Here is a 26,397-nt window from a genome sequence, read left to right on the forward strand (position 1 = left end):
CGCAGAGCCTAGGGCCTGGCCCGGCGGGTCCGACCGCGATACACGCGAAGTTCAACATGCGGGCGGCCGGCCAGGTCACCGGTGCGTCCGGGGGATCCGAGACCGCCTCGCGACTGTCTACGATCCGACGGACGCTGGCGCCGGTCCGACCGGACGCCGAAGGATGACGGGTCGCGGCAGACCCGGGAGAACAAGGGATGAGGCTCGTGACCGAGGACGAGGCGGGACGGCTCGACGACCAGCGGTTCGCGCAGTGGCTGGCGACCGAGGCCGGCAAGGCGCTCACCGCGCTGCGGGACCGGCAGGGCTTCGCCGACCCGAAGGCGCTCAAGGACGCCGGCGACCGCGCGTCGCACGAGCTGATGACGGCGGCGCTGGCCCGGCTGCGGCCGGCCGACGCGGTGCTCTCCGAGGAGGAGGCCGACTCGCGCCGCGCGTGGGCGGACGGCGAGTGCGCGCCCCGGCACGAGGCGGACCGGGTCTGGATCATCGACCCGCTGGACGGCACGCGCGAGTTCTCCGAGGAGGGACGCGACGACTGGGCGGTGCACGTGGCGCTCTGGCAGCGCTCCGCCGCCCCGGACGGCGCCCTGGTCGCCGGCGCGGTCGGCATGCCGGCCCGGACCACGGTGGACGGTGCGCCGCTCGTGCTCGGCACCACCTGCCCGCAGCCGAAGGCGTCCGACGGGCCGATCCGGATCGCGGTGAGCCGCAGCCGCCCGCCGGCGTTCGTGGGCGAGCTGGTCGAGATGCTCGGCGCCACCGCCGTGCCGATGGGCTCGGCCGGTGTGAAGGTCTGCGCGGTGGTGACCGGCGAGGTCGACGCGTACGTCCACGCGGGCGGTCAGTACGAGTGGGACAGTGCCGCACCGGTCGCCGTGGCGCTGGGCGCGGGCATGCACGCGTCCCGGATCGACGGTTCGCCGCTGCGCTACAACCGGGCCGACCCGCGGCTGCCCGATCTGCTGGTCTGCCGGCCCGAACTGGCCGACCAGTTGCTCGACGCGATCGCCCGGACCGGGGTCGAGATGCCCGCTTCGACCGTCACCGGTGACCAGGGTGAGGCGTTCGGCTGAGTGTCACGGTACGTACGGCCAGGTGGATGAGGGTTATCGTCGGGCAGGTATGCGTGGCGATCTGAGCCCCGACCACGGGCCGCCGACAGCCAGGGAGGGTCATGCCGGCCGACCGAGAGCCGCACAATGCCTTCGGGCAGCCGACCGGCCTGTGGCCGGGTCAGGACATTCCACGCCAGGTGGGCGGCCCGTCGCTGCCCTGGCCGGAGGCCGAGAGCGCGCCACCGCCACCACCGGCCCGGCTGGGCGGTGACCTGCCCTGGCCCGAGCGCGACCGGCCCGACGCCGGTCACCACGACGGGCCCGGGCACGACCCGGCCGGCTGGGACGCCGCTGCCGGCACGACGAACGGCTGGGCGCCGCAGCACGGGCCGGCGGGCCACGGCGGTGACGCCTGGCCCCCGGGTGAGCCGCACGACGACGCCTGGGCCACTCAGGCCGGTCCGGCGGGTGAGGCGGGCTGGGGGGCGAGCACCACGGCGACCGCCACGCTGACCGGACCGCCCCCGGTGGACGCTCCGCACGGACCGGCCACCGGCGGTCCGGGCGACCCGCCCGCGCCGCCGCTCGCCCCGGCCCCCGTGCCGTCGTCCGGCGGCTCCCGTCGTCGCTGGCGGGTCGCCCTCGCGGCGGCACTGGTCCTGGCCGTGGCCGGCAGCGGGGTCGCGGTGGCCACGCTGCGACCCGACGCTGCGGAACGGCAGGCCGGCGGGACGCCCGGCTCGGTCGGGCCGGCCACCTCGATGGGCCCGGGCGCGCCCGCCACCCCGGGCGCGTCCCCGACCGCCGACCAGGGTCTCGGGGGCAAGCCCTCGACGCGCCCGTCGCCCTCCGCCGCCGCCGGGCCGGCCTTCAGCGGTACGCGACTGACGCTGCCCGGCGCCTCGATCGGTGTGCAGAGCGGGGAGACGTTCGGTCAGGCGCTGGCCCGGTCCGACCGGACCTTCGGCAAGCTGCGGATGGCCCGGATCTTCTTCCCCGGCCTGCCGCCGGCCTGGTCCGGCAGCCGTGCCGACGTGGTGGACCGGACCGTCGTGGTGTCGTTCAAGGCGTCGCCGCAGGAGGTGAACACCGGCAAGTTCGACTCCCGCCTGACCTCCTGGTTCTCCTCGATCCCGCGCGAGCACAACGTCTACTGGTCGTACTTCCACGAGCCGGAGGACGACGTCGAGCGCGGCGCGTTCAGCACGACGGCGTACCGGACGGCGTGGAAGCGGATCGCCGGCCTGGCCGACCGGACCGGCAACCCGAAGCTGATCAACACGCTGATCCTGATGTGCTGGACGCTCGACCCGAAGTCCGGCCGCAGCTTCGACGCGTTCTACCCCGGCGGCGACGTGATCGAGGCGCTCGGCTGGGACTGCTACAACTGGGGCAAGAAGTGGAAGCGGTACGCCTCGCCGCAGGAGATCTACGGCCCCATGATCAGCAAGTCGAAGGCGCTCGGTAAGCCGTGGGGCGTCGCCGAGACCGGCAGTGACCTGGTGCCCGGTGACGCGGGCACCGGACGGGCGGCCTGGATCCGGTCGATGACCGGCTTCCTCAACGGCCAGCGGCCGGAGTTCGTGGCGTACTACAACCAGACGGTCAGCCAGGGCGACTTCCGGCTGCTCGACCAGCCGAGCATCCAGGCGTGGAAGTCCTTCTGCACGGCCTGATCGCAGCGGAACGAGAACGGGCGGGCGACCGAGGTCGCCCGCCCGTCTCGCGTACGGCTCAGATGCCCCGGCCGCGCTTGTGCAGCGTGCGCAGCACCCGGTCGGCCTGCACGGCCCGGCTCGCCACCGCCAGCGCCAGGTAGGCGCGCGGCTCCTTCGGGTTGCGGGCCAGCGTGCGCCGGGCCCAGCGGACCGCGTCGCGCCGGTTGCCCATCGCGGCCTGCGCGAAGGCGATCTGCCCGGCCACCCGCGCCTCGCCGTGCGGCACGGTGGCGAACTCCGGGTAGCGGCGCAGCAGCCACTGCAACGCGGTCGAGATGGTCTCCCAGCGCTGCGCGAAGTAGGACCGCTTGTGCCAGCGGACCAGCACGTACGGGCTCTCCACGTTCACCAGCGGGGCGTACCGGGCGGCGCGGAGCAGGAACTCGTAGTCCTCCGCGTAGCTGCCCGGGATCTGCTCGTCCACCAGGCCGATCGCGTCGAGCAGCGCGGCGCGGCGGATCAGGAACGTGGACGGGTGCAGCTCGGTGAGCCGGTCGCGCAGCAGCGCCTCCAGCGAGATCCGGGCCCGGTCCAGCGAACGGTCCACCGTACGGTCGTCGTAGCTGACCCGGATGCCGCAGCTCACCAGCGCGCCGTCCGGGTGCGCGTCGAGCGCTCCGAACTGGGCGGCCAGCTTGCCGGGCAGCCATTCGTCGTCGTCGTCGCAGAACGCCACCCAGTCGCCGGTGGCCGCCTCGATGCCGGTGTTGCGCGCGCCGGCCAGCCCCGCGGTACGGGTATTCGTGATCACCCGGATCCGCCGGTCACCCCGGTCGGTCTCCAGCGACCGGTCCGGCTCGGACTGGTCGTAGACGACGATCGCCTCGATCAGGCCCGGGTGGGCCTGGCTGAGGATCGCGTCGAGCGCCGCACGCAGCAGCTCCGGACGGTCCCGCGTCGGTACGACGACCGAGATGCTCGGCCCACTCATGCTCTCTCCACGGACTCGTCGGATCCCCGCTGGCCCAGGTAGCCGTAGCGGACCCGCAGGGGAAGCGTGGCCAGGCTGACCACGGCACGGCTGCGGCGCGGCAGGCGGTCCCGCCACGCCTCGTCCCGGCGCACCGTCAACGGCCCGCCGCTGAACCGCAGCGGGTTGCCGGCGACGCTGTGCGCCCGGAACGGCGCGGCCGGCTCGGGCGCCGCGCCGGTGTCGTCGGCCCCGGCCAGGATGCGCAGCGCCGCCGGGTCGTCCGGCAGGCCGGCGAAGTCCCGCACCCGGCGTACGGTGCCGGCCGGGTCGGCGGTGAAGTCCTCGTAGCGCAGCCGCAGCACCTTCGCCCGGGACGCGAGCAGGTGGAACGCGGCGTTCTGCGCGGTCCACAGTTTGCTCACCTCGAACGGCGAGAAGGTCGGCATGTAGTCCTCGCCGTCGACCACCTCGGGGCGGCGCACCTGCTTGCCCCACGAGTACGCCACCGCCCGGCTGTCCCGGACCAGGTGCAGCACCCGCAGGTCGAGCCCTTCGGCCCAGCGCAGCGCGAAGGCGAGCGAGGCGTGCTTGCTGGAGTCCACCACCACCCGGGCGCCGGTCGCCGACAGCGCGGCCCGGTAGATCCGGGTGTACAGGTCGGCGTAGCGGCGCACGTCGGCCAGCTGCTCCGGCGGGAGCGCGTCCTTCGCGAGCCGGGGGATGTGCCGGGTCCGGTCGACGCGGTCCTTCAGTGCCAGCACGTCGTCCCGGTCGACAGCGGCCCAGCCGCCGAACGCCTGGTCGCCGACCTGGCGCCAGAACGGGCAGGCGGTGAACCGCTCGCCGCAGCCGCACCGCTCGTCGGCGCCGAGTGCCCGCTCCCACAGGTGCACCACCTCGCCGACGGCGCACACGTCGGCGCTCTGCGCCAGCAGCAGCTCCAGCAACGTGGAGCCGCTGCGCCCGAGGCCGCCGACGAAGAGGACCCGCGGCGGCGCCGGATCCGGGGCGCTCATCCGCGACGCCCGACGGCTCGTCGCCGTACCCGGCGGGCCACCAGCTCGTCGATCACCGCGCCGACCCGGGCGACCGCCTCGGCGCGCGGGTCCGGGCGGTTCGGGTCGGCGGCCAGCACGAACCGGTTCGGGTCGGCCAGGCCCTCGTCCAGCGCGGCGAGCAACTCGGCCTCGGACTCGCACAGCCGCACCATGCCGGCCGCGCCGAGACGGCGGGAGAACAGCTGCTGGTGGTTGTCGACGTGCTCGTCGTGCGACGGGTCGCGGGGCACCACGATCGGCAGGTGGCCGTTGCGCCGCGCCTCGGTGATGGTGGCCGGGCCGCCGTGGCTGACCACGAGCGTCGACTCCGCCATCGCCCGCTGGAGTTCCTCGTGGCCGAGGAACGGGGTGGCCTCGGGCAACGCCGGGGTGCGGCTGTGGCCGTACTGGAGGACCAGCCGGACCTCGGGCCGCGACGCGTGCCAGCGCTCCAGCCAGCCGACCAGCCGGTCGAAGCGGTGCACGTCGGTGCCGACGACGACAAGCACGTACGGCGCCGCGGAGCGCCGGTCCCGCTGCCGGGGGATCACAGGAGGTTCCCCACGACGGTCGCCTCCGGGTACATCCGGCGCTGCTCGTCCCACTGCACGAGCATCGCGGAGAGGAAGGGACGGCAGAGCCGGGCGGTGAGCGTCGCGCTGTCGATCCGGTCGTACACCTCGATGTAGACCGTCGGGATCTTGCGCATCCGGGCCGCCACCACGAACGGCAGGGCGACCCCGGCGCCGGTGGTGACCACCGCGTCGACCTGACGCCGGCGGATCACCTTAAGCGCGAGGAACGCGTTGCGTACCAGGTTCTTGACGTTGCGTGTGGTGGGGTGGTGCGCCCAGACCACGTCCTCACCGGCGAGCAGCGAGCGCGCGTCGGGGGTGTCGAACGTTACCCATGCGCGGCGCCGATCCCGGTACCACGGTTCCAGGGCCAGGAGCTGGGCCAGGTGCCCGCCACTGGAACCCACCAGCAGGACCTGCCCCGAGTCCTCGGTTGACCCGCTCACCACAGAGTTCCTCCCGTACGCGGATGACGCGTCCGGATTTTGTGAAAGCCCCTCGGACGCGTCCTGACAACCTACTGGCGCGCCCCTGGGCAACTGAAGGGGCCATTGGACGGATCCTGGCGCGCCGGTCGGCTCACCTCTCGATTCCCGTCGCTGGGATGCCCACCCGCCGGTCACCGTCCAGGTCAGCCCGGTTCGCCCCGCGCCGCCGGGGCGGGCCACCGGAAGAAAGTGAGATGTGTCAGGATTCCGTCACCGCTCCGCACGAGAGCCGTCGGCGACGCCGGCTTATCCGGGGACAGGTCGGGCCCGACACCGGGAAACCCGCCGAATGGTCAGCGCCGATCGGCCATTTCTACGCGGGCTGCCCACACCCGGGCAGGCTTACCGGAACGTGAGCAGACTTTCCCTCGTCGTTCGGATCGGGGACACTCAAGGCCACGGTCAGGTCCAGCTGTGCCGTGGACTGCCCGGCTCGGTCGAAAGGGAGCGACAGACTCTGATGCCCTCACCCCATTTGGCCGAGAGCGACGCCGACGGTCTTGCCCTGATGGCCTACCTGGGCTGGCTGCGCCGCCGCTGGTGGATCCTGCTGCTCGCCGCGGTCCTCGGGCTGGGCGGTGGGCTCGTGCTGAACCAGATCCAGGAGGCGCGCTACACCTCGACCACGTCGCTGCTGGTGCGCCCGCTCGGCTCGGGCGCGGAGAGCAACCCCAACACCAAGGTCAACCTCGACACCGAGGCCCAGGTGGTCCGTTCCCTGGTCGTGGCCGAGCGGGCCAAGGCGCTGATGAAGGTCGACACCGGGGCCGACCAGCTCGTCAAGTCGGTGACCGTCAAGGTGCCGCCGAACAGCCAGATCCTCCAGGTGGTCTACGAGACGAACAGCCCCGAGGGCGCCCAGTCGGGCTCGCACGCGTTCGCCCAGGCGTACCTGGACCTGCGCAAGGCCACCGCGCAGAAGACGCTGGAGAACGAGACGAACGCGCTCAAGCAGCAGATCGCCGAACTGAACAAGCAGCTCAGCGCGGTCGCCGGGCGGATCGCGGCGGCGCCGTCGAACTCGCCCGAGCGGGAGCGGGCCGAGGCCGAGCGGAGCGTCCTGACCAACCAGATCACCGGCCTGAACAACCGTCTCAGCCCGCTGGTGTCGGCCGGCTCCGACCCGGGCGAGATCATCTCCGACGCCCGGCTGCCCGACTCGCCCAGCTCGCCGAACCGCACGCTCAACCTCGCCAGCGGCATGGGCGCGGGCCTGCTGCTCGGCATCGTGCTGGCGCTGGTGCTGGACCGGCTCGACACCCGGATCCGGCGCGGTCGTGACATCTCCGACCGGGTCGGCCTGCCGCTGCTCGTGGAGCTGCCGTCGCGGACGCCGTCGCTGGCCGTCCTGCCGGCCACCCACCGGGTCTCCCGCGAGCTGGGCCGGCTGCGGAACGTGCTGCTGTCCGCCGTGCCCGAGCCGGCACAGGGCGGACGCGGCCGCCAGCTGCTGCTCTGCGACGCCTCGGCCGGCTCCGCCGCCGGGTTCGTCGCCGCCAACCTCGCCGCCGCGTACGCCCGTACCGGCCAGCAGGTCGCGCTGATCACCACCAAGCCCGACTCGACGGTGGGCGCCATCACCGGCGTGGCCGAGGGCCGGCACAACCTGGCGTCCGTGCTGCGCCGCGACGTACCCCCGCTCAAGGCGCTCGCGCCGGTCCCGGGGCTGGGCCAGCTCCGGGTGCTGGTGCCGGGCGACCTGGACGCGGAGGTCGAGCTGCCGGTCGCCGGTCTGCTGGAGATCCTGCACGAGCTGTCCGCGCGCTTCGACCACGTGATCATCGAGACCGCGCAGCCCACCTTCGCCGTGGAGGCCCAGGCCCTGGGCCGGTACGTCGACGCCGTGATCATGGTGGCCGAGGCGGGCAAGACCCGCAGCGGCGAGATCACCGCCGCTCTGCAGCAGTTCGAGCAGGTGAACGCACCGGTGATCGGTGCCGTGCTGGCCCCGCGCCTGGCCGCCCAGCCGGCCGGCGCCGCCCGGCCGGCGTCCTCGGGCGGTTCGGGCACGCCGAGCACGCCGAGCACCCCGGTGGCACCGGCCAACCGGCCCAAGCCCCGGCCGAGCCCCGGCCCGTCCGCCGAGTCGACGATGGTGCTGCCGCGCATGCAGTCGTCCCGCCCCGCCCCGGCGAAGCCGGCACCGGGCAAGGCCACCCCGCCGCCGAGCCCCGGCAACCAGGGCATGCCGGGCAAGCCGGTGCCGCTCAACGGCACCGGCGGCACGTACCGCTCCCGGGGTGACGGCGACGGCCGCAGCTACGCCCTCGACTCCGGCGAGGACCTGGGGTGAACCGCCGGCAGATGCTCCGCGCCGCCATCGCCCCCGCCGTCGTCCTCGGCGTCGGTACCGGGTGCAGCGAGCCCGAGCCCAAGCCGGGCAAGGTCCAGGTGGTGGACCCCGGCGACGTCACCGCCTCGCCTTCTGCGGCCAGTGCCTCGCCGACCCTGCCCACCGGCCCGCTCACCGGCGCGCCGGTGAGCACCCCGGCCGCTGCCACCCGCCAGGCGGTCGCCGTGCCGCTGCGGGTGAGCCCCGCGACCACCCCGGCCGGCCTGGACGCCGCCGACCTGGTCTACGCCGAGTTCGCCGAGTCCGACACGCTGCACCTGACCGCCGTGTTCCACTCCAAGGACGCCACCAAGATCGGCCCGGTCACCGAGATCCGGCCGGTCGACATCCGGTCGCTCGCCGTGCTGCGCCCGTTCGTCGGCTACGACGGCGGCCCCACCGGCTTCCTCACCCAGTTCGAGAACTCCGACCTCGACGGCGTGACGCCCGACGACGACAGCAAGGTCTTCTCCGGCGACTACACGTCGACCGCCGCGCTGCTCAAGGCCGCCCCGAAGGGCGGCCAGCCGCCCACCCCGCCGATCGACCACGCCGGCGAGGGCGACGCGCTCGCCGTCCGCGACCTCGCACCGGCCACCGAACTCACCGTCACCGTCTCCGGCGGCCCGCCGATGGTCTGGCGGTACGACCAGGCCAAGTCCGTCTGGGTCGGCAAGGTCGGCAAGGTCACCGTGACCGCCGCCTCCGTCATCGTGCTGACGATGGAGTACCGCACGCTGGAGGTGCGTAAGCCGTCGGCCCGCTCACTGCCGTCGGCGAACGTCTTCGGTGAGGGTGCCGTGGTCGCGGTGTCCGGGCCGAACAGCGCGAAGGGCCGGTGGCGCAAGCCCGGCCTGAGCATGGTCTGCACGCTCGCCGACACCGGCGGCGACCTCCTGCACCCCCGGCCCGGCAACGCGTGGGTGATCTACGCGCCGACCACCGCCAAGGTCACCGTGAAATGAGCACCGCCACCCCGCCCCGCACCGCGCGCGGGACGGTTCCGGTCGGGGCGGTGTCGCCTCCGGACGGGAACCGCCTGCGGACGGTGACGGTACGGCCGGAGAGCTGGTCGTGGCGGCTGCCGACGGCATGGCCGCTGATCTCGGTCTTCCTGCTGTACCCGCTGTGGTGGGTGCTCGGCGTGTCGAGCTTCGTCTTCGTCATCTTCGCGGTGCCGATGGTGGTGCAGATGCGCAAGCGGGGCCCGATCCGGGTGCCGCCCGGCTTCGGGATCTGGATGGTCCTGCTGCTCTGGGTGTTCCTGTCCGTGCTCACCCTCGACCTCACCGCGCCGAACACGCTGCCCCCGGGCGGCAGCGGCAAGTACATCGGCTGGGGCATCCGGCTCGCCAACTACGTCGCCATGACGGTGACCATGCTCTACGTCTACAACCTGCGGGAGCGGGAGCTGTCCCAGCGCCGGATGGTCCGCCTGTTCGGGTTCATGGGCGTGGTCGTGGTGCTGGGCGGCTGGATCGGCTCGCTGTACCCGAACCTCACGTTCGTCGCGCCGCTGCGTTTCGTCCTGCCCCAGTCGATCGCCGGCCACCCGTACGTCACCTCGCTCATGGAGATCAAGTTCGCCCAGGTGCAGCAGGTGATCGAGGGGGAGGCCAGTTCGCCCCGCCCGTCCGCGCCGTTCACCTACACGAACTCGTGGGGCCAGAACACCGCCATCCTGCTGGTCTGGCTGATCGTCGGCTGGGTCGTGCTGGGCAAGCCGATGCGCCGTACCGCGGGCGTGGCGATCGCCCTGGCGGCGATCTTTCCGATCGTCTACTCGCTGAACCGGGGCCTCTGGATCGGTCTCGGCATCGCCGCCGCGTACGTCGCGCTGCGGCTCGCGCTGCGCGGCCGGATGGTGGTGCTCGGCGGGCTCGCCCTGGCGGTCGGGCTGATCGGGGTGCTGATCGTCGCCACACCGCTCGGCCGCACCTTCGACGAACGCCTCCAGAACGGCCACAGCGACGACATCCGGACCACGCTGTCCCAGGGCGCGGTCACCGCGGCAAACCATTCGCCGATCCTCGGGTACGGCGGCAACCGGGCGCTGATCGGCAGCAACCGGTCCATCGCCATCGGCAAGTCCGAGGACTGCAAGCAGTGCGGCAACCGGGAACTCGGCAGCAACGGCCAGGTCTGGGCGCTGCTCGTCGGGCAGGGCTGGGTCGGGGCGATCTGCTACAACGCCTTCTTCATCTACTGCATCTGGCGCTACCGCCGCGACCACAGCGCGGTCGGCATCGCCGGCACGCTGGTGCTCATCCTCATGCTCTTCTTCCAGTTCACCTACGGTGCGATGGAAGCGACACTCGCCTACGCCCTGATCACTGTCGCCCTGCTGGCCCGCAACGACCGGATACGCCGGTCGCTCGCGCCGGCGCCACCCCAGGGCACGATCGCCGGGCTACGGGCCCGACTGGAAAAGACCGGTGACAGCTGATGGTGTTCCGCGTACCCCCGGACGGCGACGGCCGTGCCGCGTACCTCGGTGAACTGGCCGGGCTGATCTGGCCCGCGCCGGCCGAGCCCAGCCTGCGCCGCGGCGGCGCCGGCTGGGTGGTGGTGCCCTCGGCGTCCCGCCCCCGGCTGCTCGTGCCGACCGGCTCGGGCCGGGCGGCGGCGAGCGCGGTCCGGCACTCCACCGAGGCGGTCGGCCGCAAGGCCAAGCTGGTCCGGCAAGGGCTGTCCACCGCGTTCCGGCTCGGGCTGGGCCCACTGGTGTTCCGCGACCGGCTGGTGGTCGACGGCGGCGGGCTGGACGCGTACCTGACCGAGGTGCTCGGCGAGCCGGCGCTGGTGAGCCTGCACATCGGGCCGGCCCGGGCGAACCGCAAGCCGGTGCTGCAACTGCTCGCCCCGGACGGACGGGCCCTCGGGTACGCCAAGCTCGGCGTCGACCCGCTGACCCGCGCGCTGGTGCACGCCGAGGCGGACGCGCTGCGCCGCCTCGCCGAGGTGCCGCTCGGCCCGGTGGTGCTGGCCGGGGTACGCCACCACGGCGACTGGCACGGCCACGCGCTGCTGGTGCAGGAGGCGCTGCCGGTGCGGCTGCCCCGGGCCGCTCCGGCCGCCGCGGAGGCGGCCGAACGCGACGCGATGGTGGCGGTCGCGGGCTGTCTCGGGGTACGCCGGCAGTCGTGGGCGGCAAGCGGGCACGCGGCCCGGCTCACCGCCGCGGTGGACGCGCTCGGGCCCCGGCCGGAGGCCGGGCGGCTGCGCGCGGCGCTGAAGTCTGTCGCGGACGCCGACCCGGTGGTGGCCTTCGGCGCCTGGCACGGGGACTGGAACGGCGGCAACAGCGCGGTGCTGGCCGACGGCCGGGTGCTGGTCTGGGACTGGGAACGGTTCGAGGCGGACGTGCCGGCCGGGTACGACGCGCTGCACCTGGCGGTGCAGGGCGCGATGAGCCACGACGGGGTGGAACCGGTCGAGGCAGCCCGCGCACTGATCGCCGGCGCCGGGGCCACCCTGGCGCCGTTCGACCAGACCGGTGGGGGCGCCGATCTGGTCGCCGTGCTCTACCTGGTGGAGCTGGCGGCGCGCTACCTGCGGGACCGGCAGGCGGAGGCGGGTGCGCGACTGGGGCACGTCGACACCTGGCTGCTGCCCGCCGTCGAGGAACACCTGGCCCGCCGGGCCGGCTGAGTTGAGGAGTGGGGACGTGACGCTGGCCAAGGAGCAGGCGCTCCGCGCGGTGAAGTCGGTGAGCCGGACGGTCGGCCGGCTGACCGCCGGTTCGCGGATGGTGCCGGGATTCCTGATCGTGGGGGCGCAGCGCTGCGGCACCACCTCGCTGTTCAAGACGCTGTCGCAGCATCCCGGTGTGCTGCCGCCCGCGTACCACAAGGGCGTGCACTACTTCGACATGGACTACCACCGGGGGATGAGCTGGTACCTCGGGCACTTCCCCACCACCGGCAAGGCCGAGGCGGTGAAGGCACAGATCGGGGTACGCGGGATCACCGGCGAGTCCAGCCCGTACTACATGTTCCACCCGCTGGCCGGGCAGCGCATCGCCCGGGACCTGCCCTCGGTGAAGCTGCTGGTGCTGCTGCGTGACCCGGTGGAGCGCGCCTACTCCGCGCACTCGCACGAGCTGGCCCGGGGTTACGAGACCGAGGCGGACTTCGAGCGAGCGCTCGCGCTGGAGGAGTCCCGTACGGCGGGCGAGCGGGAGCGGATGATCAGCTCCGCGTCGTACGCCAGCGAGCACCTCCAGCACAACGCGTACCTGGCCCGGGGCCGCTACATCGAGCAGCTGGAGCGCCTGGAGGCGCTGGTCGGCCGGGACCGCATGCACGTCATCGACAGCGACGACTTCTTCGCCGACCCGCGTCCCTCCTTCGACGCGGTGTGCGACTTCCTCGGGCTGCCCCGCTGGGCGGACATCGCGTTCGGCAAGCACAACTCCCGGTCCCGTTCGCCCATGTCGGCGGAGCTGCGGACCCGGCTGGAGGACCACTTCGCGCCGTACGACGAGCGGCTGGCGACGTGGTGGGGACGCGTGCCGTCGTGGCGGCGGTGACGCGGGCGGACGCCGGCGGCACCCCGACGCTCACCGCACCACCCCCCGGGCCGGGCGCGGGGCTGGGCGGCGCGGCCCGGCAGGGCTTCGCCAACCTGGTCGGGGTCGGGCTTGCCGCGGTTGCCGGCTTCGGCCTGAACATCGTCATCGCCCGCGGCTGGTCGGTCCGCGAGGCGGGCATGTTCTTCGCCGCCACCAGCGCGTTCATGATCGCCGCGTCGGCGGCGCGGCTCGGCACCGACGTCGGCACCGTCTACTTCGTCAGCCGCCAGCGCACCCTCGACCGGCGCGACCAGATCCGGGGCACCATCCTGGTCGGGTTGCTGCCGGTGCTCGTGGTCGGCACGCTGCTCGGGCTGGCCGGCTGGCTGGCCGCGCCGGCCCTGGCCCGGGCCACCATGCCGGAGGCCGGGCCGGAGGCGGTGACCGCGCTGCGCATCCTGCTGGCGTTCGTGCCGCTGGCCGCGCTCAACGACTACGCGCTCGCCGCCTGCCGCGGCTTCGGCCAGATGCGCCCGCTGCTGACCGTGGAGCGGCTCGGCCGCACGCTGGTGCAGTTCCTGGCCGTCGCGGTGGCCGCCTGGCTCGGGCTGTCCGCCACCGTCGCGCTGCCGCTGGCCTGGGTGGTGCCGTACCTGATCGCCGCGGTGGTCGCGCTGTTCTGGCTGAGCCGGCTGGTCGGCCGGGCCGGGCGGCAGGTGACCCGGCCGGTGCCGGCGCGTGAGCTGGCCGGACCGTTCTGGCGCTTCACCGGGCCCCGTGCGGTCAGCAGCCTGGCCGCGATCGTGGTGCAGCGGCTCGACATCGTGCTGCTCAGCGCGTTGCGCGGCCCGGCCGACGCGGCGATCTACACGGCCGCGACCCGGTTCCTGGCGCTGGGTCAGCTCTCCAGCGTCGCGCTGTCCAGCTCGGTGCAGCACCGGCTGGCCGCCGCGTTCGCCCGTAACGACCGGGCCGAGGCAGGTCAGCTCTACCAGGTCGCCACCGGCTGGCTCGTGATCCTCTCCTGGCCCGCGTACCTGATCTTCGCGGCGTTCGCCACGCCGATGCTGGCGCTGTTCGGATCCGGGTACGGCGACGGCCGCCGGGTCGTGGTGCTGCTGGCGCTGACCATGCTGCTGGCCACCGGGTGCGGCATGGTCGACATGGTGCTCAACATGGCCGGGCGCACCGCGTGGACGTTCTACAACGCGATGACCGGCACCGTCCTCAACGTGGTCGGCAACGTGGTGCTCATCCCGCGTTACGGCATCCTCGGCGCGGCCCTGGCCTGGACCGTCTCCATCCTGGTCACCAACCTGGTGCCGCTGACCCAGCTCTGGTGGTCGATGCGGCTGCACCCGTTCGGCGCCGGTACCCGGGCCGCGATGGCGCTCGCCGTCGTGACGCTGGGCCTGCCGCTCGGCGTGGCGACGCTGCTCGGTGCCGGTTCGCTCGTGCTCGCACTGGTGACGGTCGCCGGGCTGGTCGCGTACGCGGCGGGGGTCTGGCGCTGGCGGCGCACCCTGAACCTCGACGCGCTGCGGTCCCTGCGCCGTGGCCGTAACCGGGCCGGGGCGGACCCGGCCGCCCAGTCCTGACCGATCCTGCGCACCGATGGGACCTTCGATGACAAGCGACTCCCCCGCCCCGCACTCCGGCCTGTCCACCGTGAAGGCCGCGAAGCTCGCCGCGGTCGGTCTGCTGGCGGACCGCAAGGAACGCCGCGAGCTGGAACGGCCGGTCGAGGGGGGCGGCCGCCGGCTCACCCTGAAGGTGGAGCGTCCGATCTTCATCCTGGGCGCCCCGCGCTCCGGCACCACGTTCCTCGGCAGTTGCGTCGGCGCGCTGCCGGACGTGTCGTACCACTTCGAGCCGCGCCTGACGAAGGCCGTCGCGCGCTGTGTCTACGAGGGAAGCTGGACGCCGCAGCGGGCGGCCCGCTACTTCCGCGGCTACTACGGCGCGCTGCTCGCCGCGTCCGGGCACGGCGGACTGCGGTTCGCCGAGAAGGACCCGGAGAACTGCTTCATCGTGCCGTTCCTGACCGAGGTCTTCCCGGACGCGGTCTTCCTGCACGTCTACCGGGACGGGCGGGACGTAGCGGTGTCGCACGCCGAGCAGCCCTGGCTGAACGCCGCGTCCACCGGTACCGGCCGCAGCGGCCGGGGCGGTACGCCGTGGGGCGCCGCGCCCCGGTTCTGGGTGGAGCCGGAGCGGCGCGAGGAGTTCACGCAGGTCTCCGACCTGGGCCGGTCGGCCTGGATGTGGCGGCGGTTCACCAGCAGCGCGCTGACCCAGCTCGCCGAGCTGCCCGCCGAGCGGGTGCGGCACCTGCGGTACGAGGACGTCGTCACCCGCCCGGCCGAGGCGGCCGAGGTCGTGGCCGACTTCCTGGAGGTCGGTGACCCGGCCGGACGGGAGGCGCTGCACGCCCGCTTCGCCAAGGCGCGGCCGGGTTCGGTGGGCCGCTGGCGGCAGCGACTGACCGAAAAGGATCTGGCCGACGTGATGACTCAGGCCGGGCCGCTGCTGACGCGACTCGGCTACCCCGCCTGAGCGCCGCGTCACAGGTAGAGTGCCAGGGGTCGCCCGCCCGGCCCGGCGTGCCTCTCCGCCCACGCGGATCCGTCAGGGCCCCCATACCGTGGCCGGCGACCGTCCTGGGGAGAGGTTGCGGTGGTACGACGGTTACGACTGACGATGGCTGCCGTGTTGGGCCTGGCCTTCCTGGCCCCGGCCGTGGCGGCCTGTGACATCGGCTCGGAGCGATCCGACGAGACGGCGACGGCGGTGCCGCCCCCGCCGACTGTGACACCGCGGACCGCTCCGGTCCGCACCACCGGATGGGGGCCGGAGCCGCCGGAGAAGGGGGCCTGGCTCGGCACCTGGGTCAAGCCGCAGTACCACAACGCCAGCGGGCGGGCCGCGGCGTTCGACGCGTTCAACCAGGCGGCCGGCGGCAATCTCACCATCGCGCACATGTTCCACGAGTGGAACGAGCCGTTCCCGAGCGCCACCGAGAAGTTGTTCCAGTCCCGGGGCAAGCTCCAGATGATCTCGTGGCAGGGCACCGACACCCGGTCCACAGTCAGCGGCGTCTACGACGCGCTGATCCGGGAACGCGCGAAGGACGTCAAGGAGTTCGGCGTTCCGGTGCTGCTGCGCTACCGGTGGGAGATGGACCGGCCGAACCTGGCCGCGAGCATGCACTCGCCGGAGGACTACGTCGCCGCCTGGAAGCACGTCCGCGGCATCTTCGCCGAGATGGGCGTCACCAACGCGGGCTGGGTGTGGTGCCCGCACGCGGACGGGTTCGCCGAGCCGCAGCGCCGGGCCGCCGCCTACTACCCGGGCGACGACCAGGTCGACTGGCTCTGCGCGGACGTCTATCCCAGTCCGGAGTGGAACAGCTTCTCCAACCGGATGGACCACTTCATGGCGTTCGCCAAGAAGCACCCGCGACCGGTCATCATCGGCGAGTACGGCCTGACCCAGGAGGGGCGGCCGGGCCAGCGGGCCGAATGGATGCGCGAGGTCGGGCCGTACCTGAAGAAGCACCCGCAGATCAAGGCGGCGGTCTACTTCGCGGCCCGGCAGACGGAGAAGCCCATCTACGACAGCACGTTCGGCAACGACCCGGAGAGCGAGCAGGTCTTCCGGGAGATGGCGACCGATCCGTACTTCCAGCCACCGATGCCCGACCTGAGCGTTTCCTCAGGAACACCCTCCGTGTCCGGGGACTGATAGTCGCTCGTCTTTTCGTGTGACCCGGGCCCTTTCCTCGGCCAAAAAGGCCGAACCCGGGTGGACGGGCGACGGCCGAATGCGAGAAGGTATTGCTCTCACGTCTGCGGTCGGTCGAGTGACGCCCCGCCTCATGTCGGCACCGACCACGATCGCAGCGCCTCCGACGTTTCCCCCCGGAGTAGCCTGTGGCTTCCTCGATCCTGAGACACCGCTCGGTGTCCGCATTCGGCGCTGCCGTGCTCGGCATCGCCACCTTGTTCACACCGGTGCCGGCGCTGGCCGCACCGGCGGCGGCGCCCGCGCCCGACCACAGCACGTTGGTCGGCGAGGTGCCCTCGGACAAGACGCCGAACATCAACGACGGCAACGTCGTGGCCATCCACGACGCCGGCAGCAAGGTGATCGTCGGCGGCTCGTTCACAAACGCGCAGAACCGGGGCTCCTCACCCACCCCGGTCGACCGCCGCGGACTGCTCGCCTTCGACAAGGCGACCGGCAAGATCGACAACGCGTTCGCGCCGGTGCTGGACAACGACGTCACCGCGATCATCGCCGGACCGACCCCCGGCACGGTGTACGTCGCCGGCAAGTTCAACAAGGTCGGCGACAAGAACTTCCGCAAGCTGGTGCTGCTGAACGTCGCCGACGGCACCCCCGTCGAGGGGTTCAAGGGCCCGGCGTTCAACGGCACGGTGAACGACATCGCGCTCGTCGACGGTCACCTGCTGGTCGGCGGCATCTTCACCACGGCGACCGCGACGATCAACCGCAACGGGCTGGCCTCGCTGAACCCGACCACCGGCGCGGTGGACGAATACCTCACCGTGGCGCTGACCGAGAACCACAACTGGACCCCGACCAACAACGGCGCCTCGGCCGGTGTCGGCGTGGAGAAGCTCTCCGTCTCCCCCGACGGCAAGCACCTCGTGGTGATCGGCAACTTCAAGAAGGCCGACGGCGTCGTGCACGACCAGATCGTGCGGATCAACCTCGGTGAGAGCTCCGCGACCGTCGCCGACTGGAACACCGACGGCTACTCCGCGGCCTGCAAGTACACCGCGTTCGACTCGTGGGTGCGCGACGTCCAGTTCTCCCCGGACAGCAAGTACTTCGTGGTGGTCACCACCGGCGCGTCGTACCCGGGCACGCTCTGCGACTCCGCCGCCCGCTGGGAGACCTCCGCCACCGGCGCCGGCCAGAAGCCGACCTGGACGAACTTCAGCGGTGGCGACACCTTCCTCTCGGTCGGCATCAGCGAGAAGGCCATCTACGTCGGCGGCCACTTCCGCTGGTCGAACAACCCGCTCGCCCGCGACAAGGCCGGACCGGGCGCGGTGCCGCGGGCCAGCATCGCCGCGCTCGACCCGGTGAGCGGCCTGCCGCTGTCCTGGAACCCGGGCCGCCACCCGCGCGGCTACGGCGTCACCGAGATGCTGGTGACCCAGGAGGGCCTCTGGCTCGGCAGCGACCAGGAGTACATCGGCAACTTCGACTACCAGCGCAAGCGGATCGCCTTCTTCCCGCTGGACGGGGGCAGCACCCCGCACTCGACCAGCACGAAGGGTCTGCCGGGCAACGTCTACCAGGCCGGCCGCGCGGCGCAGACCGAGGTGCTCTACCGGGTCAACGCCGGCGGTCCGGCCATCCCGGCGACCGACGGCGGACCGGACTGGGCCGCCGACAGCGCCACCGAGCCCAGCCCGTACCACAACACGGGCAACCAGGTCACCAGCTACACCACGAACGCGACGTTCGACCCCACCGTGCCGGCGAGCACGCCGGCCACGCTGTTCAACACCGAGCGGTGGGACGAGGCGACCGCGCCGGACATGCAGTGGGACATCCCGGTCGCCGCAGGCACCCGGGTCGACGTCCGGATCTACATGGCCAACCGCTGGTCCGGCACGAGCAAGCCGGGTGCCCGCAAGTTCGACGTCAGCATCGACGGCATCCTCAAGCTGAACGACTTCGACCCGGTCGTCGCCGCGGGCGGAACCGACCGCGGCACCATGCAGTCCATCTCGGTGGTCAGCGACGGCGTCGTCGACATCGACTTCGGCCGGGTGCTGCAGAACCCGCTGCTGCACGGCATCGAGATCGTGAAGACCGCGCCCACGCCGGACGCCTCCGACGTGCTCTACCGGGTCAACGCGGGCGGCGACCAGCTGGCCGCGCCGAGCGGACCGGCCTGGGCCGCCGACACCGTCGCCGCGCCGAGCACGTACCACAACGCCGGCAACCAGGTGACCAGCTACACCACCAACGCCACGCTCGACGGGACGGTGCCGTCGGGTACGCCGGTGGAGCTGTTCAACGCGGAGCGGTGGGACGAGTCGCCCGCGCCGGACATGCAGTGGGACTTCCCGGTCCCGGCCGGCACGCCGGTGCAGGTGCGTCTCTACCTGGCGAACCGCTGGTCCGGCACCGCCACCGCCGGCAAGCGCAAGTTCAACGTGTCGATCGACGGTGTGGTCAAGCTGAGCAACTTCGACCCGATCGCCGCGATCGGCGCCACCAACCGGGGCACCATGCGGGCGTTCCCGATCACCAGTGACGGCAACATCGACATCGACTTCGGTCGCGTCCTGGAGAACCCGCTGGTGCAGGGCATCGAGATCGTCAAGCTGCCCCCGGTGCCGCCGGCCACCACCGTCGACAGCATCACCAAGCGGACGTACGACGGCGCGACCTCGGTCGGCAACGCGATGTCGGTGCCGAACGGCGACAACACCGGCTGGTCGAACATCAAGGGCGCGTTCTGGGTCGGCGGTGACCTGTTCTACGGCGTCGGCGGCGACCTCTACAAGCGCTCGTTCGACGGCAGTGAGTTCGGCACCCCGAAGAAGCTGGACCCGTACCACGACGCCAAGTGGGACCTGGTCGTCACCGGCTCCGCGCCGGAGGGCTCCACCTACGCCGGCATGACCGGCAACTTCTCCGCGGAGCTGCCGAACGTGACCGCGATGTTCTACTCCAGCGGCCGGATCTACTACTCGCTGGCCGGTCAGAGCACGCTGTTCTGGCGCGGCTTCACGCCGGACACCGGCACCGTCGGCGCCGAGCGCAACACGGTCACCGGCACCACCGCCTTCGCCGACGCGGGCGGCCTGTTCCTGGACGGCGACACGCTCTACGTCGTCTCCCGGAGCACCGGCAACCTGTCCACGATGGCGTGGTCCGACGGCGTGCCGACCGGCTCCGCCACGGTGCGCAGCGGTCCGAGCGTGGACGACGTGGACTGGCGCGGCACCTCGGTCTTCGTCGGCCCCTGACGGGCGGGCACGACCGAAACGGAACAGATACGACGATGGCCCGGCCGATATCGGCCGGGCCATCGCCCTTTCTCCGGCGCCGCTCGCGCCGGACCACATCAGGTACGGGTCGGCGCGTGCTCACCCGCCCAGACCCGCATCAGGTCCCGTACCGAGATCACTCCCGCCACCTCCCGGCCGTCGAGCACGACCAGGTGACGGAACCCGCCGCGGGCCATCGCCGCGGCTGCCTCCTCGATCGTCCAGTCCGGGCCGGCGTAGACGACGTCCCAGGTCAGGTGCGCCCCGGTGCGCTCGACATCCGGGTCGAGCCCGGCGCCGATCGCCTTCAGCACATCGCGTTCGGTCATGATCCCCACTCCCTCGGAGTCCGGGTCGATCACGACCGCCGACCCGACACCGCGGGCCGACATCATCCGGGCCGCCTGCCGGAGCGTGTGCTCCGGCCCGACCACCAGTACCTCGCTGGACATCGCTTCCCGTACCTGCATCACACATCACCCCTGTGGGACGGCGACTGAGTACGGACATGGTGGGCCATCGATGCGTACCGGGACAAGAACGGGCATCGCCGGAGACGGCCCGGATGGCTACTGTCGGAGGGTGCCCACCGAGCCCCTCCGCTGCGCCGGCGCGCTGATCGTCGACGACGACGGCCGCATCTTCATCCAACGCCGATCCCCCGACCGACGCCTCTTCCCGAACTGCTGGGACATCGTCGGCGGCCACCTCGAACCGGGCGAGGAGATCGACGACGCGCTGCGCCGGGAGGTCACCGAGGAGACCGGCTGGGCCGTGTCGCACGTGCTCGGCCTGGTCGGGGAATACCGCTACACCGCCGACGACGGGCTGACCCGGGTGGAGACCGACTTCCTGATCCGGGTGGACGGCGACCTCAGCCGGCCCCGGCTGGAGGTCGGCAAGCACACCGAGTTCCGCTGGCTGGCGGAGTCGGAGATCGCGCTGCTCGACGAGCACCGGGACGTCAACGACGGGCTGATCCGGCGGATCGCTGAGGACGGCTTCGCCGCGCTGCGCTCGATCGGTCTGACGGGCTGAACCACTGCCGCTCCGCGCCCGGCGATATCCTCGCCGGGTGGAATCGGGTCGAGAAGAGGAGCGTGTCGGCATGATCGGGATGGTGCTCGCCGCGGGAGCGGGGCGCCGGCTGCGGCCGTACACCGACACCCTGCCCAAGGCCCTGGTGCCGGTCGACGGGGAGACCACCATCCTCGACATCGCGCTGCGCAACCTCGCCGAGGTGGGGCTGAACGAGGTCGTGATCGTGGTCGGCTACGCGGCCGACGCGGTGCGGCAGCGCCAGGCCGCCCTGGAGGAGAAGTACGGCGTCACGATCACGCTGGTCCACAACGACAAGGCCGAGGAGTGGAACAACGCGTACTCGCTCTGGCTGGCGCGGGAGCACTTCTCCCGTGGTGTGCTGCTCGTAAACGGCGACACCGTGCACCCGGTGAGCGTGGAGAAGACGCTGCTGGCCGAGCGCGGCCCAAGCATCCTGCTCGCCGTGGACACGCTCAAGCCGCTGGCCGAGGAGGAGATGAAGACCACCTTCGACGCCGCCGGCCAGCTCACCCGCATCACCAAGCTGATGGACCCGGGCGAGGCGTACGGCGAGTACATCGGCGCGACGCTGATCGAGCCGCAGGTGGCGGTGCCGCTCGCGGACGCGCTGGAGGCGACCTGGCGGCGCGACCCGAACCTCTACTACGAGGACGGCTACCAGGAGTTCGCGGAGCGCGGCGGCGAGGTGCGGGCGGCCCCGATCGGTGACGTCTCCTGGGTCGAGGTCGACAACCACGCCGATCTGGCCCGGGCCCGGGAGATCGCGTGCCGCTACTAGCCCGCAGCGTCCTCACCCCACTGCACATCGACGTGCGGCGGGGCGCGGTGGCCGACCTGGCGGCGATCCTCTCCGACGGGCGGATCTCCGCCGGCGGCGACGTCGCCGTGGTGGTCGGGCCGGGGCAGGGCGAGCGGATCGCCGAGCTGATCCGGCCGTCGCTGCGCTCGGCCGACGTGTTCACGGTCGCCGGGGGCACGCTCGACGCCGCCGACGACCTGGGGGCGAAGCTGCGCACCCGGTCGTACGACGCGGTCGTCGGCATCGGCGGCGGCAAGACGATCGACGTGGCCAAGTACGCCGCGACCCGGCGCGGTCTGCCGATGGTCTCGGTGGCGACCGCGCTGGCGAACGACGGCATCGCCTCCCCGGTGGCGAGCCTGATCACCGAGGGCCTGAAGGGCTCCTACGGCGTGCACATCCCGATCGCGGTGATCGTGGATCTGGACTTCGTGGAGGCCGGGCCGGAACGGCACAACCGGGCCGGCATCGGCGACGTGGTGAGCAACATCAGCGCCCTGGCGGACTGGGATCTCGCCCGCCAGGTACGCGGCGAGCGCGTCGACGGGCTGGCCGCCTCGCTGTCGCGCGCAGGTGCCGAGGCGGTGCTCAACCACCCGGGTGACATGAACGACGACGGCTTCGTCACCGTGCTCGCCGACGCGCTGATCTCCAGTGGCCTGGCGATGGCGATCGAGGGCACCAGCCGGCCGTGCAGCGGCGGCTGCCACGAGATCATGCACGCGATCGACGCGCTCTTCCCCGGCACCGCCTCGCACGGCGAACTGGCCGGGCTCGGTGCGCTGTTCTGCACGTACCTGCGCGGCGACGAGCGCCGGTTCGCCGAGATGGCGGCCTGCCTGACCCGGCACGGGCTGCCCCGGCTGCCCGCCGAGGTCGAGCTGACCGACGACCAGTTCGTCGAGGCGGTGCAGTTCGCGCCGGCCACCCGGCCGGACCGCTACACCATCCTCGAACACCTCACGATGTCGTCTACCGAGACGCGGGAGCGGCTGGCAGACTACGCCGGTGCCCTCCGCGACCACATTGGCTGAGCCCCGCCCCACCGTCGCCGACTTCCACCGGGTCAACCGGGGAGGCGGCCTGTTCAGCGAGTCGATCAGCCAGTGGATCGGGGCGGCCTTCGCGCTTGCCGCCCAGCGCCTGGGGTTGCGCCCGACCGCGTTGACGCTGACCAACCTGGTGCTGGGGCTGGCCGCCTCGGTCACCGTGGTGGCGCTCGCCGACGACGTGGCCGCCGGCACCGTACCGGCCTGGACAGTGGGGCTGTTCGCGCTGGTCGCGTGGCAGATCGCGTACGCGCTGGACTGCGCCGACGGGCAGCTCGCCCGGGTGACCGGTCAGGGCAGCGCGGCCGGTGCCCGGATCGACGTACTCTGCGACGTGGCCGCCCAGATCGCGCTGGTGGCTGCCATCGGCGCGACAGCCGTGGCGCAGCGCCCGTCCACGCCGGTGTGGCTGGTGGCGGTGTTCGCGGGCACCTGGATGGTCAACCTGGTGACCTCGGTGATGCAGTCGGGGCCGAACGCGGCCAGCATGGTCACCTCGACCTCGTTCCCGGTACGCCTCGTGAAGCTGGTCCGCGACTACGGCGCGGTGATCTTCGTGGCCGGTCTGGTGCTGGCCTTCGCGCCCGCGCTGGCGTTCTGGGTGATGGTGGCGTTCACCGTCGTCAACGGCGGCTTCCTGCTGGCGAGCATCGCCTTCTCCGCCCGCGCCTCCCTGCGCTGAGGTGCGGGAGACCTAGTCGGTGCCGGGAGCCGCGACCGGTAAGCCCACCGAGACTGCGACGTCCGACATCCGCTTGTCGTATGTGACCAGCGTGTCGAGCGCATCTCCGAGGGCCTGGGCACTCGCCACGTGTAGCGCGTCCAGCGTCCGGATGCCGGCGGGCAGGGCAGCCGCCGAATCACGGACCTCCTCGGTCACCAGGATCTCGGTGAAGTTCCGTACCAGCATCTGCATGGCGTCCGGGTAGTCGCCGATCCGGTCGAGGGTGCGTACCGTCTCGACGAATCCGACTGAGCTGGTTCCCATCGGCATGCCCGCCCGGCTCGCCAGGAACTCCTGAAGTTCCATCACGTAGGTACGGCCGGCGATCAGAGTGATCAGGGCGGACGAGTCCAGATAGATCACCGCTCGTCGTCCTCGCGGTCGGCCAACAGCAGCTCGAGGGGCGACACGTCGGGCGGCACGTCGTAGCGGGCCAGCCGGTCGATGTCGCTCGTGGTGGTCGCCTTGAGGCGGATCACCCCTTTCGCCACCAGGGACGCGTACCTGCCCAGCGTCCCCGAACCCGGCAGCAGCACGGCGATCACGCTGCCGTGCCGCGTGACCTCGATCGTCTCGCCCTGTTCCACCCGGGCGAACATCGCGCTGGGGTTGTAGGAGAACTCGCGCACGGACACGGTGCTCACCACGCACCTCCCTTGTGCCGACAACAGCGCGATTGTACCTACAAGCCGGCCGCACCGACCGACGCTCAGGTGAGCGAGGCGTAGATGTCGATCAGGCGCTTGGTGATCACGTCGGGGTGGAAGGTGCGCTCGTAGCGGGACCGGGCCGGACCGGCGAGCATTCCCGCCTCGGCGGCGGCCAGCGGCAACGCTGCGGCCAGCGCGTCCACCTCCGGCGCCACCACCCAGCCGGCTTCGCCGCGCTGCACCCCGGCCGGCAACGCGACCCGCCCGTCGCCCGGCGCCGCGGTGGCCACCTCGGCCGGGCCGGTGCCGGCGGGCTCGCGCGGGCCGTCCGCGCCCACCAGGTACGGGATGCCGCCGAGTGCGGTGCCGAGCACCGGCCGCCCGGACGCCAGCGCCTCGATGATCACCGTGGGCAGCACGTCGTGCCAGGTGGAGGTGGCCAGCACCACGGAGCTGTCGGCCAGCACCGCGCGTACCCCGGAGCGGTCGAGCTGGCCCAGGTAGTGCACGTCGGGCCGTTCGGCGGCGGCCGCCTCGGCGAGCGGACGCAGCTCGCCGTCACCGGCGATGCGCAGCGGGCCGAGCGCGCCCACCGGGTGCCGCCGCCACGCCGAGAGCAGCAGGTCCAGGCCCTTCTCCGGGCTGAGCCGCCCCATGAAGAGGAAACCGTTCCCGGCCGGCGCCGGGGTGCCCGGGTCGGGCACCGCGTTCGGCTTGACCACGATCCGAGCGTCCGGGATGCCGTAGTCGCGCAGATGATCAGCGACCGCCGTGGTGAGCGCGATGTACCGGTCCACCGACTTCCAGGTCGGGCGGTGCACGGCGAGCGTGGTGGCCATCAGCGCGCTCTGCGCCCGGGAGTTGCGGTAGCAGCGGTGCACGATCGCCGGCACACCCAGCGCCCGGCCCCGGCAGTCCTGGCAGATCACGCCGTCGCGGAAGTACAGGCCCGAGGAACAGACCTGCCGGTAGTTGTGCACCGTCTGCACCACCGGCACCCCGCGCCTGTGCGCGGTCCGCACCACCCAGGGCGAGAGCAGAGGGTACGGGTTGTGCAGGTGCAACGCGTCCGGCCGATGCTCGGTCAGCAGGCGGTCGAGGTCGTGCTGGGCCTTCGGCGCCCAGATCGGCGAGATCGGCAGCAGCGCCTTGGCCGGCTTGGACATCGACGGGATCTCGTCCGAGCTGCGCAGGAACGGCAGCACCTCCACGCCGGCGGCGGTGAGCTGGGCGATCTCCGCGTCGACGATGGTGTTCTCGCCGGAGGGCTGGGCTTCCCGGTACCGGTTGTGCGCCACCACGATTCTCACGGGAAAGAAGGCTACCGTTGTACCGTGCCCGAACTACCGGAGGTGGAAGCGCTCGCCGGTTACCTGCGCGAGCGTGCGGTGGGCCGCCGCGTCGAGCGGTTCGAGGTCGCCGCGATCAACGCGCTGAAGACGTACGACCCGCCGCCGAGCGCGGTCGCCGGCCGCGCCGTGACCGGCGCCGGCCGGTACGGCAAGTTCCTGGACGTCCGGTTCGACGAGGGCCTGCACCTGGTGGTCCACCTGGCCCGGGCGGGCTGGCTGCACTACCGGGAGGCGTTCCCGTCGGCGACTCCGCTGCGGCCCGGCAAGGGCCCGATCGCGGTGCGGTTACGCCTCGACGACGGCTCCGGCTTCGACCTGACCGAGGCCGGCACCCAGAAGAAGCTGGCCGCCTACCTGGTCACCGATCCGGCGACGGTGCCGGGCGTGGCGAAGCTCGGGCCGGACGCGCTGGAGGCGGACCTGCCGACCTTCGCCGAGCGGCTGCGCAGCCGCCGGGGCCAGGTGAAGGGCGTGCTGACCGACCAGTCGGTGCTGGCCGGCGTCGGGAACGCGTACTCCGACGAGATCCTGCACGCGGCGCGGCTCTCGCCGTTCGCGATCACCGACCGGCTCACCGACGACCAGCTCGCCGGTCTGCACGCGGCCACGCGGACGGTGCTCGGCGACGCGGTACGCCGGTCCATGGGGCAACGGGCCGCGGAGCTGAAGGGCGAGAAGCGCTCGGGCCTGAAGGTGCACGCCCGCAAAGGGCTGCCGTGTCCGGTCTGCGGCGACACCGTGCGGGAGGTCTCGTTCGCCGATTCGAGCCTCCAGTACTGCCCCACCTGTCAGACCGGCGGCAAGCCGCTGGCTGACCGAAGGTTGTCCCGGCTCGTACGGTGAGTAACCGGATTAGCCGGTTACCGAGCGGAATCGACCGGCGATCGCCGAAGGTCCGGTCCGCCCCTCTACCCGAGCCGTCATCCATCGGTATAGTGGCTCGGTCCCCGGCTTCACAACTGATTCGGAGCCGGCCAGATCTCACCGAGCACCAGCGGAACGGCTTCCTCGCGGGGGCCGGTCCGGGCCGGGCCCGCGTGGGAGACTGGGACGGTGAGCGACCCGGGCCCTCACGCCGAGTGAGGAC

General features: G+C 72.4%; 24 protein-coding genes. 16 read left to right on the plus strand and 8 right to left on the minus strand.

From position 1 onward, the window contains the following. The first annotated feature begins 197 nt into the window (after positions 1-197). Together O7546_RS28230 and O7546_RS28235 are read left to right on the plus strand one after the other, a co-directional pair. Positions 198-1,076 (plus strand): 3'(2'),5'-bisphosphate nucleotidase CysQ, encoded by an 879-nt coding sequence (locus O7546_RS28230; protein ID WP_194800375.1) that lies wholly within the window; start codon positions 198-200, stop codon positions 1,074-1,076. A gap of 101 nt (positions 1,077-1,177) precedes the next feature. Then, a complete protein-coding gene (locus O7546_RS28235) occupies positions 1,178-2,734 on the plus strand; it encodes a hypothetical protein (RefSeq protein WP_194800374.1) in 1,557 nt (518 codons plus the stop codon). 58 nt (positions 2,735-2,792) lie between these two features. Here the strand turns inward: O7546_RS28235 and O7546_RS28240 are convergent, their stop codons facing one another. The 4 genes from O7546_RS28240 to O7546_RS28255 are packed head-to-tail and all read right to left on the minus strand — an operon-like array spanning position 2,793 to position 5,750. Further along, on the minus strand, positions 2,793-3,707 hold the full coding sequence (locus tag O7546_RS28240; RefSeq protein WP_013289266.1) for a glycosyltransferase family 2 protein: 915 nt from the start codon (positions 3,705-3,707) through the stop codon (positions 2,793-2,795). Continuing rightward, the gene (locus O7546_RS28245) at positions 3,704-4,705 is read right to left on the minus strand and encodes a sulfotransferase (protein ID WP_194800373.1); all 1,002 of its coding nucleotides are present in this window, start codon (positions 4,703-4,705) and stop codon (positions 3,704-3,706) included. Before O7546_RS28245 ends, O7546_RS28240 begins: the two co-directional genes overlap by 4 nt. Continuing rightward, positions 4,702-5,277, minus strand: coding sequence for a glycosyltransferase (locus tag O7546_RS28250; protein ID WP_194800372.1), 576 nt, complete (start codon positions 5,275-5,277; stop codon positions 4,702-4,704). Before O7546_RS28250 ends, O7546_RS28245 begins: the two co-directional genes overlap by 4 nt. Beyond that, positions 5,274-5,750, minus strand: coding sequence for a polysaccharide biosynthesis protein (locus O7546_RS28255; protein WP_013289269.1), 477 nt, complete (start codon positions 5,748-5,750; stop codon positions 5,274-5,276). The genes O7546_RS28250 and O7546_RS28255 overlap by 4 nt, the downstream gene beginning before the upstream one ends. A 499-nt stretch (positions 5,751-6,249) precedes the next feature. Here O7546_RS28255 and O7546_RS28260 point away from each other — a divergent pair, with 499 nt between their 5' ends. From O7546_RS28260 to O7546_RS28300, 9 genes are all read left to right on the plus strand, one after another. Then, positions 6,250-8,082 (plus strand): Wzz/FepE/Etk N-terminal domain-containing protein, encoded by a 1,833-nt coding sequence (locus tag O7546_RS28260; RefSeq protein ID WP_269697833.1) that lies wholly within the window; start codon positions 6,250-6,252, stop codon positions 8,080-8,082. Further along, positions 8,079-9,086 carry a DUF3048 domain-containing protein gene (locus O7546_RS28265; RefSeq protein WP_194800370.1) on the plus strand — a complete coding sequence of 336 codons (1,008 nt, stop codon included), beginning with the start codon at positions 8,079-8,081 and terminating at the stop codon, positions 9,084-9,086. The genes O7546_RS28260 and O7546_RS28265 overlap by 4 nt, the downstream gene beginning before the upstream one ends. Next, entirely contained in the window at positions 9,083-10,567 is a 1,485-nt protein-coding gene (locus O7546_RS28270) for an O-antigen ligase family protein (protein WP_194800369.1), read from the plus strand. The genes O7546_RS28265 and O7546_RS28270 overlap by 4 nt, the downstream gene beginning before the upstream one ends. Then, on the plus strand, positions 10,567-11,772 hold the full coding sequence (locus tag O7546_RS28275) for a hypothetical protein (RefSeq protein ID WP_194800368.1): 1,206 nt from the start codon (positions 10,567-10,569) through the stop codon (positions 11,770-11,772). The genes O7546_RS28270 and O7546_RS28275 overlap by 1 nt, the downstream gene beginning before the upstream one ends. A gap of 16 nt (positions 11,773-11,788) precedes the next feature. Continuing rightward, positions 11,789-12,652 (plus strand): sulfotransferase, encoded by an 864-nt coding sequence (locus O7546_RS28280; RefSeq protein ID WP_013477472.1) that lies wholly within the window; start codon positions 11,789-11,791, stop codon positions 12,650-12,652. Then, the gene (locus O7546_RS28285; RefSeq protein ID WP_194800366.1) at positions 12,619-14,232 is read left to right on the plus strand and encodes an oligosaccharide flippase family protein; all 1,614 of its coding nucleotides are present in this window, start codon (positions 12,619-12,621) and stop codon (positions 14,230-14,232) included. Before O7546_RS28280 ends, O7546_RS28285 begins: the two co-directional genes overlap by 34 nt. 28 nt (positions 14,233-14,260) lie before the next feature. Beyond that, positions 14,261-15,190, plus strand: coding sequence for a sulfotransferase (locus tag O7546_RS28290; protein ID WP_194800365.1), 930 nt, complete (start codon positions 14,261-14,263; stop codon positions 15,188-15,190). Positions 15,191-15,334: 144 nt separating this feature from the next. Next, positions 15,335-16,378, plus strand: a complete 1,044-nt coding sequence (locus tag O7546_RS28295; protein ID WP_194800364.1) for a glycosyl hydrolase — start codon at positions 15,335-15,337, stop codon at positions 16,376-16,378. Positions 16,379-16,596: 218 nt separating this feature from the next. After that, complete coding sequence (locus O7546_RS28300) at positions 16,597-19,653, plus strand: malectin domain-containing carbohydrate-binding protein (protein WP_281600239.1); 3,057 nt, start codon at positions 16,597-16,599, stop codon at positions 19,651-19,653. A 98-nt stretch (positions 19,654-19,751) separates the two neighbouring features. Here O7546_RS28300 and O7546_RS28305 read toward each other — a convergent pair whose 3' ends face one another. Beyond that, complete coding sequence (locus tag O7546_RS28305) at positions 19,752-20,144, minus strand: CBS domain-containing protein (RefSeq protein WP_135242510.1); 393 nt, start codon at positions 20,142-20,144, stop codon at positions 19,752-19,754. Between the two features lie 112 nt (positions 20,145-20,256). Between O7546_RS28305 and O7546_RS28310 the strand changes: the two genes are divergently transcribed. The 4 genes from O7546_RS28310 (at position 20,257) to O7546_RS28325 (ending at position 23,266) form a co-directional block, all read left to right on the plus strand. Then, positions 20,257-20,712 carry an NUDIX domain-containing protein gene (locus O7546_RS28310; RefSeq protein WP_281600240.1) on the plus strand — a complete coding sequence of 152 codons (456 nt, stop codon included), beginning with the start codon at positions 20,257-20,259 and terminating at the stop codon, positions 20,710-20,712. A 70-nt stretch (positions 20,713-20,782) separates the two neighbouring features. After that, positions 20,783-21,514: a phosphocholine cytidylyltransferase family protein gene (locus O7546_RS28315; RefSeq protein ID WP_269698176.1), complete on the plus strand. Its 732-nt coding sequence runs from the start codon at positions 20,783-20,785 to the stop codon at positions 21,512-21,514. Continuing rightward, positions 21,502-22,569: an iron-containing alcohol dehydrogenase family protein gene (locus O7546_RS28320; RefSeq protein ID WP_281600241.1), complete on the plus strand. Its 1,068-nt coding sequence runs from the start codon at positions 21,502-21,504 to the stop codon at positions 22,567-22,569. Before O7546_RS28315 ends, O7546_RS28320 begins: the two co-directional genes overlap by 13 nt. Next, positions 22,544-23,266: a CDP-alcohol phosphatidyltransferase family protein gene (locus tag O7546_RS28325; protein WP_194800360.1), complete on the plus strand. Its 723-nt coding sequence runs from the start codon at positions 22,544-22,546 to the stop codon at positions 23,264-23,266. Before O7546_RS28320 ends, O7546_RS28325 begins: the two co-directional genes overlap by 26 nt. A 12-nt stretch (positions 23,267-23,278) precedes the next feature. On the opposite strand, the gene O7546_RS28330 is transcribed toward O7546_RS28325, so the two are convergent. The 3 genes from O7546_RS28330 to O7546_RS28340 form a co-directional block, all read right to left on the minus strand. Beyond that, complete coding sequence (locus tag O7546_RS28330) at positions 23,279-23,671, minus strand: type II toxin-antitoxin system VapC family toxin (RefSeq protein WP_281600242.1); 393 nt, start codon at positions 23,669-23,671, stop codon at positions 23,279-23,281. Further along, entirely contained in the window at positions 23,668-23,952 is a 285-nt protein-coding gene (locus tag O7546_RS28335) for a type II toxin-antitoxin system Phd/YefM family antitoxin (protein ID WP_194800358.1), read from the minus strand. The genes O7546_RS28330 and O7546_RS28335 overlap by 4 nt, the downstream gene beginning before the upstream one ends. A gap of 65 nt (positions 23,953-24,017) precedes the next feature. Beyond that, positions 24,018-25,268: a glycosyltransferase family 4 protein gene (locus O7546_RS28340; protein WP_194800357.1), complete on the minus strand. Its 1,251-nt coding sequence runs from the start codon at positions 25,266-25,268 to the stop codon at positions 24,018-24,020. 24 nt (positions 25,269-25,292) lie between these two features. On the opposite strand from O7546_RS28340, the gene O7546_RS28345 reads away from it, so the two are divergent. After that, positions 25,293-26,153 (plus strand): DNA-formamidopyrimidine glycosylase family protein, encoded by an 861-nt coding sequence (locus tag O7546_RS28345; protein ID WP_281600243.1) that lies wholly within the window; start codon positions 25,293-25,295, stop codon positions 26,151-26,153. Positions 26,154-26,397: the final 244 nt, after the last annotated feature.

The organism is Micromonospora sp. WMMA1976, assembly GCF_027497335.1.
Lineage (GTDB): Bacteria > Actinomycetota > Actinomycetes > Mycobacteriales > Micromonosporaceae > Micromonospora > Micromonospora aurantiaca.